Origin of the sequence: Ruegeria sp. Alg231-54 (genome assembly GCF_900143525.1) — a bacterium.
In the GTDB taxonomy this organism is placed as follows: domain Bacteria; phylum Pseudomonadota; class Alphaproteobacteria; order Rhodobacterales; family Rhodobacteraceae; genus Ruegeria.
Map to the genome: position 1 here is coordinate 216,160 of NZ_FREZ01000004.1, position 13,261 is coordinate 229,420.

13 protein-coding genes and 1 tRNA gene are annotated in these 13,261 nt (G+C 55.6%); 8 read left to right on the forward strand and 6 right to left on the reverse strand.

Features of this window, described 5'->3' with window-relative positions:
- From DHN12_RS10225 to DHN12_RS10240, 4 genes are all read left to right on the forward strand, one after another.
- The gene (locus DHN12_RS10225; protein ID WP_108860104.1) at positions 1-1,206 is read left to right on the forward strand and encodes a metal ABC transporter permease; all 1,206 of its coding nucleotides are present in this window, start codon (positions 1-3) and stop codon (positions 1,204-1,206) included.
- Positions 1,203-2,132 carry a metal ABC transporter permease gene (locus DHN12_RS10230; protein WP_108860105.1) on the forward strand — a complete coding sequence of 310 codons (930 nt, stop codon included), beginning with the start codon at positions 1,203-1,205 and terminating at the stop codon, positions 2,130-2,132. The genes DHN12_RS10225 and DHN12_RS10230 overlap by 4 nt, the downstream gene beginning before the upstream one ends.
- Positions 2,133-2,414: 282 nt before the next feature.
- On the forward strand, positions 2,415-4,259 hold the full coding sequence (gene mutL / locus DHN12_RS10235; RefSeq protein ID WP_108860106.1) for a DNA mismatch repair endonuclease MutL: 1,845 nt from the start codon (positions 2,415-2,417) through the stop codon (positions 4,257-4,259).
- A 52-nt stretch (positions 4,260-4,311) separates the two neighbouring features.
- A complete protein-coding gene (locus DHN12_RS10240; protein ID WP_108860107.1) occupies positions 4,312-5,541 on the forward strand; it encodes a DNA recombination protein RmuC in 1,230 nt (409 codons plus the stop codon).
- Positions 5,542-5,544: 3 nt separating this feature from the next.
- Here the strand turns inward: DHN12_RS10240 and DHN12_RS10245 are convergent, their stop codons facing one another.
- Genes DHN12_RS10245 through DHN12_RS10255 form a run of 3 tightly spaced genes read right to left on the reverse strand, consistent with a single transcriptional unit; the run spans position 5,545 to position 7,325 of the window.
- Positions 5,545-5,949 carry a hypothetical protein gene (locus DHN12_RS10245; RefSeq protein WP_234416615.1) on the reverse strand — a complete coding sequence of 135 codons (405 nt, stop codon included), beginning with the start codon at positions 5,947-5,949 and terminating at the stop codon, positions 5,545-5,547.
- 58 nt (positions 5,950-6,007) lie between these two features.
- On the reverse strand, positions 6,008-6,658 hold the full coding sequence (locus DHN12_RS10250) for a ChrR family anti-sigma-E factor (RefSeq protein ID WP_108860182.1): 651 nt from the start codon (positions 6,656-6,658) through the stop codon (positions 6,008-6,010).
- A gap of 10 nt (positions 6,659-6,668) precedes the next feature.
- Entirely contained in the window at positions 6,669-7,325 is a 657-nt protein-coding gene (locus DHN12_RS10255; RefSeq protein WP_108860109.1) for a sigma-70 family RNA polymerase sigma factor, read from the reverse strand.
- A 149-nt stretch (positions 7,326-7,474) separates the two neighbouring features.
- Between DHN12_RS10255 and DHN12_RS10260 the strand changes: the two genes are divergently transcribed.
- The 4 genes from DHN12_RS10260 (at position 7,475) to DHN12_RS10275 (ending at position 10,123) form a co-directional block, all read left to right on the forward strand.
- On the forward strand, positions 7,475-8,248 hold the full coding sequence (locus DHN12_RS10260; RefSeq protein ID WP_108860110.1) for a DUF1365 domain-containing protein: 774 nt from the start codon (positions 7,475-7,477) through the stop codon (positions 8,246-8,248).
- An 87-nt stretch (positions 8,249-8,335) separates the two neighbouring features.
- Positions 8,336-8,653 (forward strand): DUF3775 domain-containing protein, encoded by a 318-nt coding sequence (locus DHN12_RS10265; RefSeq protein WP_108860111.1) that lies wholly within the window; start codon positions 8,336-8,338, stop codon positions 8,651-8,653.
- A gap of 135 nt (positions 8,654-8,788) precedes the next feature.
- Positions 8,789-9,862: a hypothetical protein gene (locus DHN12_RS10270; protein WP_108860112.1), complete on the forward strand. Its 1,074-nt coding sequence runs from the start codon at positions 8,789-8,791 to the stop codon at positions 9,860-9,862.
- 171 nt (positions 9,863-10,033) lie between these two features.
- A tRNA-Ser gene (locus DHN12_RS10275) sits at positions 10,034-10,123 on the forward strand.
- Between the two features lie 425 nt (positions 10,124-10,548).
- On the opposite strand, the gene DHN12_RS10280 is transcribed toward DHN12_RS10275, so the two are convergent.
- Genes DHN12_RS10280 through DHN12_RS10290 form a run of 3 tightly spaced genes read right to left on the reverse strand, consistent with a single transcriptional unit; the run spans position 10,549 to position 12,484 of the window.
- A complete protein-coding gene (locus DHN12_RS10280) occupies positions 10,549-11,283 on the reverse strand; it encodes a hypothetical protein (RefSeq protein ID WP_108860113.1) in 735 nt (244 codons plus the stop codon).
- Positions 11,280-11,675 carry a hypothetical protein gene (locus DHN12_RS10285; RefSeq protein ID WP_108860114.1) on the reverse strand — a complete coding sequence of 132 codons (396 nt, stop codon included), beginning with the start codon at positions 11,673-11,675 and terminating at the stop codon, positions 11,280-11,282. The genes DHN12_RS10280 and DHN12_RS10285 overlap by 4 nt, the downstream gene beginning before the upstream one ends.
- Positions 11,672-12,484, reverse strand: a complete 813-nt coding sequence (locus DHN12_RS10290; RefSeq protein ID WP_108860115.1) for a ParA family protein — start codon at positions 12,482-12,484, stop codon at positions 11,672-11,674. Before DHN12_RS10290 ends, DHN12_RS10285 begins: the two co-directional genes overlap by 4 nt.
- Positions 12,485-13,261: the final 777 nt, after the last annotated feature.

The following is a 13,261-nucleotide window of genomic DNA, read 5'->3' on the forward strand; positions in this document are numbered from 1 at the left end:
ATGCTTTGGGATGCTCTTACCCTTCAGCTGGGCTATAATGCCACGCTGGTCGCGATTGGTGCGACCTTGCTGGGTATATCCGCTGGTGTGACCGGCACGTTTCTTTTCCTTCGCAAACGCGCGCTGGTCAGCGACGCAATCAGCCACGCGACTCTGCCCGGCGTCTGCCTTGGGTTCATGGTTTTGGTCGCCCTTGGCGGCGATGGGCGCAATCTGATCGGTCTTCTGGCCGGATCGGCCGTGTCGGCCTGGATTGGTTTGCTTTGCATGAATTGGCTGACACGCCACACACGACTGGCCGAGGATGCCGCCATTGGTGCCATCCTGTCGGTATTTTTCGGTCTCGGCATCGTTCTGCTGACCGTGATCCAGACCATGGGCGTCGGTCGTCAGGCCGGGCTGGAAGGGTTCCTGCTGGGCTCAACCGCAGGGATGTTGTGGGCGGATGCGCTGGTCATCGCAATCGGTGGGGCAGCGACGCTGTTGCTCGTCATGATCATTCGCCGACCTATGACCATGGTCGCCTTCGACCCTGAATACGCTGCTGCCCGGGGCCTGCCGGTGCACCGGATTGATCTGGCGATGATGGGGCTGGTCATGGCAGTTACTGTGGTGGGCCTGAAAATTGTCGGGCTGATCCTGATTGTGGCGCTGCTGATTATCCCACCTGTCACGGCGCGTTTCTGGACGGACCGTTCGGACCGCGTGGTGCTGCTGGCTGGACTGGCCGGAGGGTTGGCGGGCTATCTGGGTGCGGCGATGTCAGCCTCGGCCCCCAATCTGCCCACCGGCCCGATCATTGTACTGGTCAGCTTTGGCTTTTTCGCACTGTCCCTGTTACTTGCGCCTGTCCGTGGAGTTCTGGCAGCGGTTCTGCGGCACCTGCGGTTCCAGCGCCGGGTTCATATTCGGCAGGGTCTGCTGGCACTGGCGCAAGGGCAAAAGATCTATGAGCCGTTGACCTTGCGTCTCTTGCGGCGTGCCGGTTTGGCGCGGGCGGATGGCGTGGCCACCGAAACAGGCAAGGCGCGCGCGGCCAAGGCGTTGCGCGATGAAAGGCGCTGGGAAATCGTCAGGGCTGATCAGATGCATGAGGCAACGGCTGCGCTCTATGACGGGTTGCGGGACATCGAAACCGTCCTGACCCAAGATCAGATCGCCGAGATCGACCGCCAGATCGGCGGCCCGCAGGAGGTTCCGGCATGAGCGGTGAAGAATTCGTACCCCTGTCTTTGACACCCTTGCTGATCGGCACGTTTGCCGCCATCGCTTGCGCTTTGCCCGGGAACTTCCTGGTCCTGCGCAAACAGGCCTTGATCGGGGATGCGATCAGCCATGTGGTGCTGCCGGGTATTGTCGTGGCCTTTCTGCTGACCGGAACGATTTCGACCTGGCCAATGATGCTGGGCGCCGCGGGCGCGGCAGTGGTGGCTGTGGTTCTGATCGAAGCTGTCAGGCGGCTGGGGCAGATCGAGGCGGGTGCCGCGATGGGGGTGGTTTTCACCACGATGTTTGCAGCCGGTGTGCTGCTGCTCGAACAAACCGATACTTCGACCGTACACTTGGATGTTGAACATGCGCTTTATGGCAATCTGGAAAGCCTGATCTGGTTGGACGCGGTGGGCTGGTCTTCGGTGTTGGATCCCGTGGCGCTGGCGGGGTTGCCGCCGGAATTGCCTCGGATTGCGCTGACTTTGCTGGGGGTATCTGTCTTTGTATGGCTGTTCTGGCGGCCGCTGAAGATTTCCACCTTCGACGAAGGGTTCGCGCGCACCATTGGTGTCCGGACCGGAGTTCTTGGCATGGCCCTTGTGATCACGGCAGCTATTGCCGCCGTGGCGGCATTTGACGCCGTGGGTTCGATCATTGTGATTGCCATGTTCATTTGCCCACCCGCTGCGGCGCGCATGATGACCAACCGGCTGGAAACCCAGATCGCATGGAGCATCATCTTTGCCATCCTGTCGGCAGTCTCCGGGTACGTGCTGGCTGGGTATGGCCCGCTCTGGCTGGGGGCGGCAGACGCGGTCAGTGCTGCGGGCATGATCGCAACAATGTCCGGCCTGATCCTTGCGCTTACGGCTTTGTGGGGGCCGTGCCGGACCCGGGCGGGTGCACCCGGAACCGCGTGACCCGGCATTTTCTCGCCGCTGGGTCCTGCGTGGTATCGGCCAAACTTCGCCACCCGACTTGAGGCCCAGAGAGTCTTCGCATCGTGAAACCGTATTCGTGGTATGAAATGACCCATTGATTATTGGATGACCACCACTCACTCCGGATCGTTCGAGCAATCGCGCCCAGACTGACCGCAAGTCTAGGCTGGCACCGTGCGATTGTTCGAACGCCCCCTCCTCACATTAAATGCAAGCCAAAGCGGTGGCAGAATCGCGCGCGTATGTGCTAGGTCTGGTGGTATGGCGCAGGCACACCCCAATATCAGCGAAAATCGACCGGTCATCCGGCAACTTGACGACGCAGCAATCAACCGTATTGCCGCAGGCGAGGTTGTTGAACGTCCGGCTTCTGCAGTAAAGGAATTGGTGGAAAATGCCATCGACGCTGGCGCAACCCGCGTCGCGATCGACATTGCCGATGGGGGTAAGACGCTGATTCGCGTCACCGATGATGGCTGTGGGATTGCCGCTGAGGATCTGCCATTGGCCCTGTCGCGCCACGCGACCTCGAAAATTGATGGGTCCGATTTGTTGAATATCCACACCTTCGGGTTTCGGGGTGAGGCGCTGCCATCGCTCGGCGCCGTCGGGCGCCTGACCATTACCAGCCGGGTGCCGGGGGGCGAGGCGGCCTCGGTCCATGTGGCGGGTGGTCGGATCGAGGCGGTGAAACCTGCCGCCTTACGTGCTGGCACGGTGGTTGAACTGCGCGATCTCTTTTTCGCCACGCCTGCGCGATTGAAATTTATGCGCACCGACCGGGCTGAAGCGCAGGCGATTTCCGATACAGTCAAACGTCTTGCCATGGCCGAACCTGCGGTAACTTTCACTCTGCGTGACGTCTCTGGTGGTGGAGAGGGGCGCGTGACCTTCCGCGCCGACCGCGAAAATGGTGATCTGTTTGACGCGCTTCACGCCCGACTGGCCCGCGTGATCGGGCGCGAGTTTGCTGAAAATGCCCTGCAGATCGATGCCACGCGTGAGGGGATCCGGTTGTACGGTTACGCCGCCTTGCCGACCTATTCGCGCGGTGCGGCGGTGGCGCAGTATCTGTTCGTCAATGGTCGTCCTGTGCGCGACAAGATGCTGACGGGCGCGCTGCGGGCGGCCTATTTCGATTTCCTCAGCCGGGATCGTCATCCGGCAGCAGCATTGTTCATCGATTGCGATCCGACGTTGGTCGACGTGAATGTGCATCCGGCAAAGTCCGAGGTCCGGTTCCGCGATCCGGGCGTCGCGCGCGGGTTGATCGTCTCGGCCCTGAGGCACGCGCTGGCCGAGGCCGGACACAGGGCCTCCTCCACAGTGGCGAATGCGACTTTGGGCGCTATGCGTCCGGAACCGGCACAACCTGCGCCGGCACGCGTCTATCAGATGGACCGTCCCTCGCCAGCTGCTCGAAAAGTGGCGTATCAGGCACAAGCACCGGGATTTGCCGAACTGTCTCAGGACTACAGCGGCAGCATTGTCGAACCGGCTTCGGTCCCAGAAACACCGGTCGAAGACCTGCCTTTGGGGGCGGCGCGTGGGCAGGTGCATGAGAACTACATCATCGCCCAAACCGCAGACGGCATGGTGATCGTAGATCAACATGCGGCACATGAGCGGCTGGTTTATGAAAGGCTCAAAAACCAGATGGCCGAGAACGGCGTCGCAGCGCAGGCGCTTCTGATCCCGGAAATTGTTGAACTGTCCGACAGCGATTGCGCGCGCCTGATGCATGTTGCGGATGACCTGACAAAGCTGGGACTGACGATTGAACCCTTTGGTGGCGGTGCGGTCGCTGTGCGTGAAACGCCGGCCATTCTGGGCGAGGTGGACGCACGGGCGATGATCCTGGATATATTGGATGAACTGGCCGATCAGGGCGAAAGCCAGATGGTGCAAGCGCGGATTGAGGCGATCCTCAGCCGGGTGGCCTGTCATGGGTCCGTCCGGTCGGGTCGCCGTATGCGGGCCGAAGAAATGAACGCCCTACTACGGGAAATGGAGGCCACGCCCCATTCCGGTCAGTGCAACCACGGGCGGCCGACTTATGTGGAATTGAAGCTGAGCGATATCGAGCGATTGTTCGGCCGCAGTTGATCCATTGGCTTGGTTGGGCTATGGAGAATAAAACAAGAACACCCGAGGCGACATGATCGTGATTGCAGGAACCCAATATGCGCTGAACGACCCCGTGATCCTAACCGTGGGTGGGGTTGTTACGCTGATCCTGCTGTTGCTGTTTTTGTCGCTGCGCGCAGCCAACCGGTCGGCCCGTATGGCAGAACCTTTGTCCCGCCAGATGGCGCACCTGGGCCAGCATGTGCAGCAGTTGGGGCAGGGGCAGGAACAATTGCGCGGTGGCTTGCAGCATGTTTCGGACACGCAGGCCAATGCGCAGGTGCAGGTAATCCAAACGGTTGAATCCCGCCTGTCCTCGGTCCAGCAGCAGATGAATGACCGACTGGCGGATAACGCGATGAAATCGGCGCGTGCTTTGGCCGAGATGCAGGAGCGGATGAAGGAATCCCTGCATGGATCATCCAAACAAACCGCGACATCTCTGACGCAGTTGCAGGAGCGTCTGTCCGCCATCGACAAGGCGCAGGACAATATCACAAAACTGTCGGGCGACGTGCTGTCTTTGCAGGATATCCTGTCGAACAAGCAAACGCGTGGTGCGTTTGGTGAGATTCAGCTGAATGATATCGTCTCTAAGGCGCTGCCTTCTGATAGTTTCCAGCTGCAGGCAACCCTGTCGAATGGACGCCGCGCAGATTGCCTGATCAACCTCCCGAACCCTCCAGGACCGATTGTCATCGACAGCAAGTTTCCGTTGGAGGCCTATGAGGCGCTGATCGGTTCGACCAATGACATGGAGTTGAAGGCGGCGGTTCAGATGTTCCGCAGCACGGTGCGCAAGCACATTACAGATATTTCCGAGAAGTATATTCTGGACGGTGAAACGGCTGATGGTGCACTGATGTTCCTACCGTCCGAGGCGGTCTATGCCGAACTTCATGCCAAATTTCCTGAACTGGTGCAGGAGAGTTTCACCAAACGCGTGTGGATCGTCTCGCCCACCACCTGCATGGCGACACTGAACACGATGCGTGCGATCCTCAAAGACGCGCGGATGCGGGAACAAGCTGGGGCGATCCGCAAAGAACTGGGTTTGCTGCACAAGGATGTTGAGCGTTTGGGTGATCGGGTCGGCAATCTGGACCGCCATTTCGGGCAGGCGGCCAAGGATATCTCGGAAATCAAGATCAGCGCGGAAAAGGCTGGCCGCCGGGCTCAGCGGTTGGATAACTTCGATTTCGAGGAACTGGCGCCTGACGATCACACAAATGTTGTGCCTTTGGGGCAGTCCGAGGGCTAAGCGTTACTGGATCGACAGATCCACGTTATAACCGACCGTCTTGTCGGTATCGCGGTCATTACCCATCAGGTAGACTCGAATCGTGTAATCGCCGTCCTCGGGCAGGTCGATGCGCGCGGTATTGCCGTCGATCGAGCCGTTGTAGATCGCAACGCCATCACTGCCGGGCGGTAAAATGTTGAAATAGATCACTCCATTGCCATTTGTATCACTGACTTTGAGGTCGGCAAACATCTCTTGCCCGGCCTTTGCGCCCAGCTTGTAGTCGAAGTACTCATTCCCGGTGACGGTCCCGCTGACCATCGTCCCGAAATTACCCGGTTCGAACTTCACGTCAGCGACCAACTGAGCAGAAGCGACAGATGAAAAACCCACAAGGGCAAGAATAAAGAACATAGTCCGGGTCATTTCAAATGCCTCCTCTAATCAGCTTGCAGGGCAGGGTACCATATGAGCGCTGATTGCGTCAGATCCTCAGGAACGGCTGGAACAGGCGCGGCATCAGCTTGTTAAATTTCAGCGGCGCGTCAGTGACCGCCAGGCAAATGCAATCCCCCGTAATGTCTGCTGTAGGAGTATGGTGGAGGTCTTCATCTGCAATTTCGACATCGCCACGGGCGAAGTGGTCGACCTCGTCCGAAAACGCGCCTTGCAAAACCATGGTCAGTTCCACGCCGTTGTGGCTGTGATCCGGAACTGCGGTGCCCGCCGGAATGAACAGCAACCGAGCTGTTGCATCACCGGTCGTCGGCAGGATCGCCTGTTTGACCCCCATGCCGATTGGTCGCCAGCGGATGTCGTTCACATCGCCGCCAACGTAATCCTGCAACGGGCTTGGCAAAACCGAGCAGCCGGGTCGCCTGGGTTTGGCAATCGGCGCACCGTTTGCGATCAAAGCCATCGTTTCCGCAAGTGCTTTGTCGTTCATCGCAACGGTCTCGTCCTGTTTTTCCAGGACATATCCGCCAACGGCGTCAAAGCTTTCGGCCAGCGCACGACATTGATTGCACAGGGAAAGATGTGTCGAGACCATCAGGTCGAAAGCCTCGGGCAGAGTGCCTGCGGCGTAAGCCATCAGCAGGTCGTCTGTCAGGTGATGTTTGATCTTATTGCTCATTTCCGTCATCTCAATTCATCGCATGGCGCAAGCGGTCTAGCGCCAGCCGTATCCGTGATTTGATCGTTCCCAGTGGCAATCCAGTCTGAGAAGCGATTTCTCGATGGCTCAGATCGCCAAAATAGGCCTTCTCGATCAGTTGTCTTTGCGCCTCTGGCAGCGCGGTCATCGCGTTGCGCAGCTGCGCGGTTTCCTGTTGCAGCACGAGTATGTCGTCCTGCTCCGGTTCAGCCTCGGGTCCCCATCCCAGTTCTTCGGGCTCGGGGCGACGTTGTTTGCGCAGGACGTCGATGCGCTTGTTCCGGGCGATCGTGAACACCCATGTGGCCACGGTTGCCCGCGTGGGGTCGAACAAATGTGACTTGTGCCACAGCGTGACCATCACCTCTTGAGCGCACTCTTCGGCCATGGCCGCATCTGAGCCCGACTTGATCAGGAACGCCTTGATCCGCGGCGCGAAGTGCTGAAACAACTCAGCAAACGCTGCCTGATCCTGCGCGTCCCTTATACGTTTGACGTGGTCAACCCACTCAGCTCGTTTGTCACAACTGTCTTGCGCTCGGTTCACCGGTTTTCCCTTGATGCGTTTCTTTGCGCGCCACGGTTTCTGTGAAGGCCTGCTGGCCACCGGTTCATCCAAGGTCGCGGTATCGATCTCGGTAAACATAACAACATTACGCGGTAAGGCCCAAGCTGGATCACATTGTGATGCGATTTTAATCCGAACCGGACCATGTTTCGTATGATAGGTATCTATATGTCAAAGAAAACAGCGCCGTTTGAACGGCTTGCAGGCAAATTGGAACACTGACGAGAATGAACAGGATCGACCATATTTCAGGCCATACTTACCACGGTCGAAAAGGCGGGATCGAGAATGCGTTTCGGTATTCCATCGATTACATCCTGTTGGACCCAGAAGCCCGACCTGACACACCGCTTTTGTTTTCGATGAACCGTGTAAATGCGATGTATTGGCGAGACCGTGACCACGGCGGTGAACCCGGCAAAGGGAAGGGTGCGGTGTGGTTGCGAGCCAAATTCAACGAAATGGGTGTGACGCAACCTGCAAGGCTTGAGTTGCTGACGCAGCCACGGGTGCTGGGGCATGTCTTCAATCCGGTCAGCTTCTGGTTCTGTTTCGATGCCAATGAACAACTATATGCGGTGGTAGCAGAGGTTACGAACACTTACGGCACGCGCCACAGCTATCTGTGCAACAATCCCGGGTTTGCGCCGATCCAGCCGACGGATCGCATCGTTGCGGACAAGCTGATGCATGTCTCACCGTTTCAAAAGATCGAAGGGACGTATGAGTTCCGATTCGACCATCGCCCCGAACGTATCGGCGTCTGGATTGACTATGGTCGAAAAGCGGGTGGATTGATTGCCACCCTGATCGGGCCGCGCGCGCCACTGACCAACCGGGCAATCCTGTGGTCGTTGCTGCGGCGTCCCTTCGGTGCGCGACGTGCGTTTTTCCTGATTGTCTGGCAGGCGATCAAACTTAAGATCAAAAAGGCCCGGTTTGTTCCGTTCCGAACCGCCCCTGTGCCCGATCAGCCGATATCCCGCAGTCGCAAGCCTTAGCCCCTGGGTCTTTGCTTAAGATCAAAGACTCAGCCCCGTCCTCATGGTTGTGGTATTATTGAAACCGCGAATTTGAGGAGCTGGGTCATGATGGAAATTTCGCCAAGGAAAATCGCTCAGGTTGCGATGATGGGGCGCGAGTTGGGTCGCGCCGAGGGCGAATTGCGTGCCTTCATCGACCGGATGAGCGAGGACGAACAGGCCGAACTGGTGGCTGTCATGTGGGTCGGGCGCGAAAGCTTTTTCGCCGAAGATCTGCCTGAGGCCATCGCAACAGCCAAGTCCGAGGCTTCGACCCCTTGCGCGGACTACCTGATTGGTACGCCGCATATGTCGGATCACCTTGAAAATGGCTTAGATGCACTGGGAATCTCGGCTGAGGATGTGGAAAACGACCTGATGTAAGTGCAACGGATATGTGCAACCGGTGCAGCCCGCAAATTGCAAACCATTCGCCGAATACCCGGTTTTCGGATAACATGATCAGGAAGCCCGAAAGCCACCATTCAGGCTGGGGTACCAGAAGACGGAGCGTGATCCATGTGGCGCGTCTTGCAAGTGTTTGCGGTTCTCGCGTTTTGCGTGGGCTTCCATTCCCGCCCGGCCGAAGCCTGCGGCGTCTGCGTTGAGCTTCCGGAATATTCTCTGGCGGACCGGATTCTTTCTGCTCGTGTGATCGTGCTGGCGGCACCATCGCCAGACAACCCTTTCAGGTTCTCCCCCGTTTCGGTTTTGAAAGGCACGCCGGAACAGGTTGAGGCTTTGCCCGAAATACCTTTCCTGGTCGACAGCGTCATGCGATCCGCCTTTCGTGCGAACCTGGACAGAACAGTTTTGATGGTCTACGGGACGGGGTATCAGGACAAGGCCGGTCGTAGCCTGCCCAGCGGTTGGACCAAGGGGTTCTTAATGACACCGGATCGGGCCCACTTCCTTGAAACACTGCGTGCCGAAGGGCAGGGCTGGGCCAGTGGCGCGCCGGATCGCGCGGCGCAGGTTGCGTTTTTTAGTGCCTATCTCACACACGAAGATCGCCTGTTGCGCAACACGGCGCTAATCGAAATCCACCGCGCGCCCTATTGGCTTTTGACCCATCTGACCGATGCCGTGCCAACCGCACAATTGCTGCAGGATCTTCGCAATCCCAATCGTCTTGCCTACGCACCGGCACTTATCCGATTGTTGGGTCTTCAGTCGGACCCAAAGGCCAAAGAACGCGTAAGGCTTGGTTATCAAAGCGCGCTTCGCAGTGGAGGCCTCAACCTGTACGACTGGGGTTTGGCGGGTATCGCAGCGGATGGTGATCAGGCAATCCTTGAAATTGAAAAGTCGCTGCAGCGGCCCGAACGCACGGCCGACGAAAAGCGAATCCTGATCCGCAGTCTGGCCGATGGCGGAACGACCTATCCCGATTTGCGACCCCGAATCCTGGATGTGTTTCGGCATCAGTTGGACAAAGACAGCACTGTTGCGATCTGGATTGCCCTGGCTGTACGACCTTGGGGCACCAATGCACTGAACCCCAACTTTGAGGCTATCATGGCCCAATATGATCTAGACCCGGCGACGCTGTTTCTCATGCGAGCGGCAATCGAAGCTGACGAACCGGGTTAACGTCGCGGTGACGCTCCACATAGTTCCAAATCGCATTAGGGAACAGATGGGGCAGCACTTTCACCAAGCAAATGCATCCCAACAGCACCGACGCAATCGAATTCAGAAAAATATCGCGCTTGATCAAAATCGTCTTGTATCTGGTCGACATGCAAGGATATACCGGCCAGCGGAGACGTGGCCGAGTGGTCGAAGGCGCTCCCCTGCTAAGGGAGTAGGCCCGGAAGGGTCTCGAGGGTTCGAATCCCTTCGTCTCCGCCATAACCTATTGATTTTTATTGTTAATTAATTTGCGCTGCATCGCAGAATAACAGGTATTTCTTTCGACTAGCTTGTTCCAATTTTACATTGAACTTAAACGGTTTTTCTCAAACCACCTTGGAAAACTAGCACAAAATTGGCACAGATTCGGCTCCGCGACCGAATCTTGTAAATTAGTTTTCCAGCGGCTTCGCAGTTGCAAAAATACTGCCGGTGGAAAGCTGCAACAACACATGGAATCAAAAGAAAGTCCTTTGTGGACAGCGCTCGTCGGTAGCGTTGCGCAAGCAGTTACGCCCAGCTTGCTTCAACATCGAGACAGCAAGCAATTGTCCGCAAATTTTTTGGGGGAACACGGATCATTGGCGGCTGCGACAGGTGCGCCGATCAAATCGCTCCAAAGACTACCAGAGTAGGTGGGGAGGCTACGTGAAGGGGATCGTCACGTTGAATTCGTTTTTGATCCAACCTTTGTCACCCTTCCGAAGAGCGAGCGACAATGACTTTCTTAGATTTCGTTTCCTAGTTGCCACCAAGTCCTCCCGAAATACCGACAGCATCAAGAGGCTCAGTCCTCTTATGACTAGCCTATTTCTATGATCCCATTTTCCCAAAGACGCAGGATCATTGGAGAAAAAATTTGGGCCGTCTTCGGAGGACATTCTGAAGACTTTAGCCGAGCCATGGACCGCTTTCGACAGAACGGCGTACTCGGATTTTAAGACATCTAACCCACAGGTTCTTTGTTCGCGCCCTGCGTTGCTTGGATGTTTGACAAAGTATGCGTGCAGCTCAGAAAACTGCGTTTTAAAACTGTTCTTCTCCCAAAGTTGTAATTCGATTGGATGATCCATAAAAAAAAGGCAATTCAGATAGTTTTCAATTGCCGCTCGTTGAGATTGAAGTGCGGTTCTCCATTGACCGCTCCTTGCCAGAAGGTAGGCGACGAGTAAGTCGTTTTGGCCTTCAAGAGCAAATTGAAGTGAGCCAGGCGTCAGTCTGTCATCTAGTAGCTCACTTCGCCATGCTTGCATTGCTACAAGGCGCCGAAATGCGCCTTTAAACACCGGTCTTCCTTCAAGCTCGGATTCAGTTGACGCCCATTGAGCCTTCCATCGCGCTTCAAAAGCATTGAAATTCGCATCAAGTTCGGCCGTCAAGACAGCGAACTCTTGAGTAGTGTGTTCAATGCTTGGTTAAGGCGGTTAGAAGAGTTGCTAGACTGACTGACGTTCGCCTGAACCCGCTTGATTTCGTGTTCGTTGCCGGCCAGATAACTCATTATCTTGCCCATTATGTTTCTGCCAGAATCTCGTTCGTTAAATTGGATTGGAAGCGAGTGTTCGTCAGCAAACCTCACCCATTCTGATCGCGAAAACTTTGAAAGCTGCGCCAATGTTGTGATGCCAAAAGCCATTTCCGCTTCGGTGTCGCTCGAACCCGGACCACGAGAACCATCAGACAAGTTAAGCTTCTTGGTATCGATATTGGGCCCTTGTAACAGAGCCTCCCCGAGCGCGATTAGTTCTTTTGCCAGCGAATGTGTTTTCATGTCTCAATTCCAATTCGTTGGAGCAACTCAGCCGAAACACTATTGAACTCATCTTTGGCTTCACGATCGCCCATCGTATGGACAGACCTTGCTTCTTCGGCAGCTTCGGCAACCTTTACTCGTTCCGTTAGTTGGTTATCAAGAACTTCTCCGTCGAATGACCCTCTAATCGATGCAATGGTTTCCGTTCGTTTTCGAGCGGGTCGGCCAACGCGAGACAGCACAATTCCACCAAGCTCTATCTCGTGGTCTAAATCGTCACAAAAGTCTGCTATTCGTGATTTGAGAAGTGCGATACCAATCGCAGACAAGAAATCAGGCGATACCGGAACGACATAGTGGGTTGCAGCCGCAATGGCGTTCTGTGTCGGAATTGTTAGGTTGGGAGGGCAGTCGCAAACGACAATGTCGTATTGGTCCAACACCGATTTTAATGCCTTTTTTAGCCGGCCTTCGCGGTTTGGCTTGCCGGCCAAGTCCAAATCAACCGTGAATAGATCAAGGTGAGAAGGAACTAGGTCAAAACCACCTAGTAGATTTTTAACTAAAACGTCAGCAACGGTCTTACGTTCCCCGTCGGCAGTTTTGTGGTCTCGCGCACCCAAAAGGTCTGCAACCGTTCCGTTGTTGTCTTTGTGTTCATCCCATTCATCGACGCCCATAGCAGAAAAAGTGGCGTTGGTTTGGGGGTCAAGGTCGACGAGAAGTGTTTTTAGCCCATTTCGTGCGCAGTGATCTGCAAAATTTACGGCAAGCGCGGTTTTTCCGACCCCGCCTTTGAGGTTCACCATTGCGACAATATTGGTCATGCAGATCTCTCAAATTTGTTCTTAACGAATTTCACAAGACGTGCCGTACCAACAAACTGATTGCAATAGCCTATTTCGGTCTTTGGATTGAACTCTAGCCAAGAAACTATCGCAGGTTGTTGCGCACATTGGCGCGAACTTCCCATGCGCCTAGAGTAGATTGATCCATCGCCTCACTCAGCCAATTAGAGAATCTAAGAAGTTTTCTGACAAATGGTAGACCTGCACTGACTTGCAAAGAACGTTTTAACGTGCGGGCGACCGAGCTTGGCTAAAGGATTGGATTTGATGAAAAAACCCCTTGGACCTCATATTTCCGATGGAGAATTTTTGACACAATGCACGTTTCAACGTTCAAAATTGGCACAAAATTGGCACAAAGTTAGCGAAATATCATCTAACTTATTGTAAATAATAATAAAAATTTGGTGATTTGTTCCCCTGCTAAGGGAGTAGGCCCGGAAGGGTCTCGAGGGTTCGAATCCCTTCGTCTCCGCCATAAATTATTGATTTTGGATGATATTTTTCGACTCTAGTTGCGGGGTCCGCCAAAAAACCCGCCATCCCAAATGCGCTTGGTTGCCACCTCATGCGACGGGTGAATCAGCTATGCCCAACTGCAATCCATTGGCCGCTTCGTACATCGTATCTAAATTGCGTATTCTAATGTGACTGCCGCACCCTTCCTAAAACCATTGCCGACCAATCCCAAAAGTATTGTGCAGCCATAACTGCTCGCATGAAGCGAACCTTATCTGGCCCTGTATGTTGATTTTT

What these genes read in the sequence shown, in the direction of transcription:
- DHN12_RS10225 (WP_108860104.1), top strand. Translation starts at nt 1, where the DNA reads ATGCTTTGGGATGCTCTTACCCTTCAGCTGGGCTATAATGCCACGCTG.
- DHN12_RS10230 (WP_108860105.1), top strand. Translation starts at nt 1,203, where the DNA reads ATGAGCGGTGAAGAATTCGTACCCCTGTCTTTGACACCCTTGCTGATC.
- mutL (WP_108860106.1), top strand. Translation starts at nt 2,415, where the DNA reads ATGGCGCAGGCACACCCCAATATCAGCGAAAATCGACCGGTCATCCGG.
- DHN12_RS10240 (WP_108860107.1), top strand. Translation starts at nt 4,312, where the DNA reads ATGATCGTGATTGCAGGAACCCAATATGCGCTGAACGACCCCGTGATC.
- DHN12_RS10245 (WP_234416615.1), bottom strand. Translation starts at nt 5,949, where the DNA reads ATGACCCGGACTATGTTCTTTATTCTTGCCCTTGTGGGTTTTTCATCT.
- DHN12_RS10250 (WP_108860182.1), bottom strand. Translation starts at nt 6,658, where the DNA reads ATGAGCAATAAGATCAAACATCACCTGACAGACGACCTGCTGATGGCT.
- DHN12_RS10255 (WP_108860109.1), bottom strand. Translation starts at nt 7,325, where the DNA reads ATGTTTACCGAGATCGATACCGCGACCTTGGATGAACCGGTGGCCAGC.
- DHN12_RS10260 (WP_108860110.1), top strand. Translation starts at nt 7,475, where the DNA reads ATGAACAGGATCGACCATATTTCAGGCCATACTTACCACGGTCGAAAA.
- DHN12_RS10265 (WP_108860111.1), top strand. Translation starts at nt 8,336, where the DNA reads ATGATGGAAATTTCGCCAAGGAAAATCGCTCAGGTTGCGATGATGGGG.
- DHN12_RS10270 (WP_108860112.1), top strand. Translation starts at nt 8,789, where the DNA reads ATGTGGCGCGTCTTGCAAGTGTTTGCGGTTCTCGCGTTTTGCGTGGGC.
- DHN12_RS10285 (WP_108860114.1), bottom strand. Translation starts at nt 11,675, where the DNA reads ATGAAAACACATTCGCTGGCAAAAGAACTAATCGCGCTCGGGGAGGCT.
- DHN12_RS10290 (WP_108860115.1), bottom strand. Translation starts at nt 12,484, where the DNA reads ATGACCAATATTGTCGCAATGGTGAACCTCAAAGGCGGGGTCGGAAAA.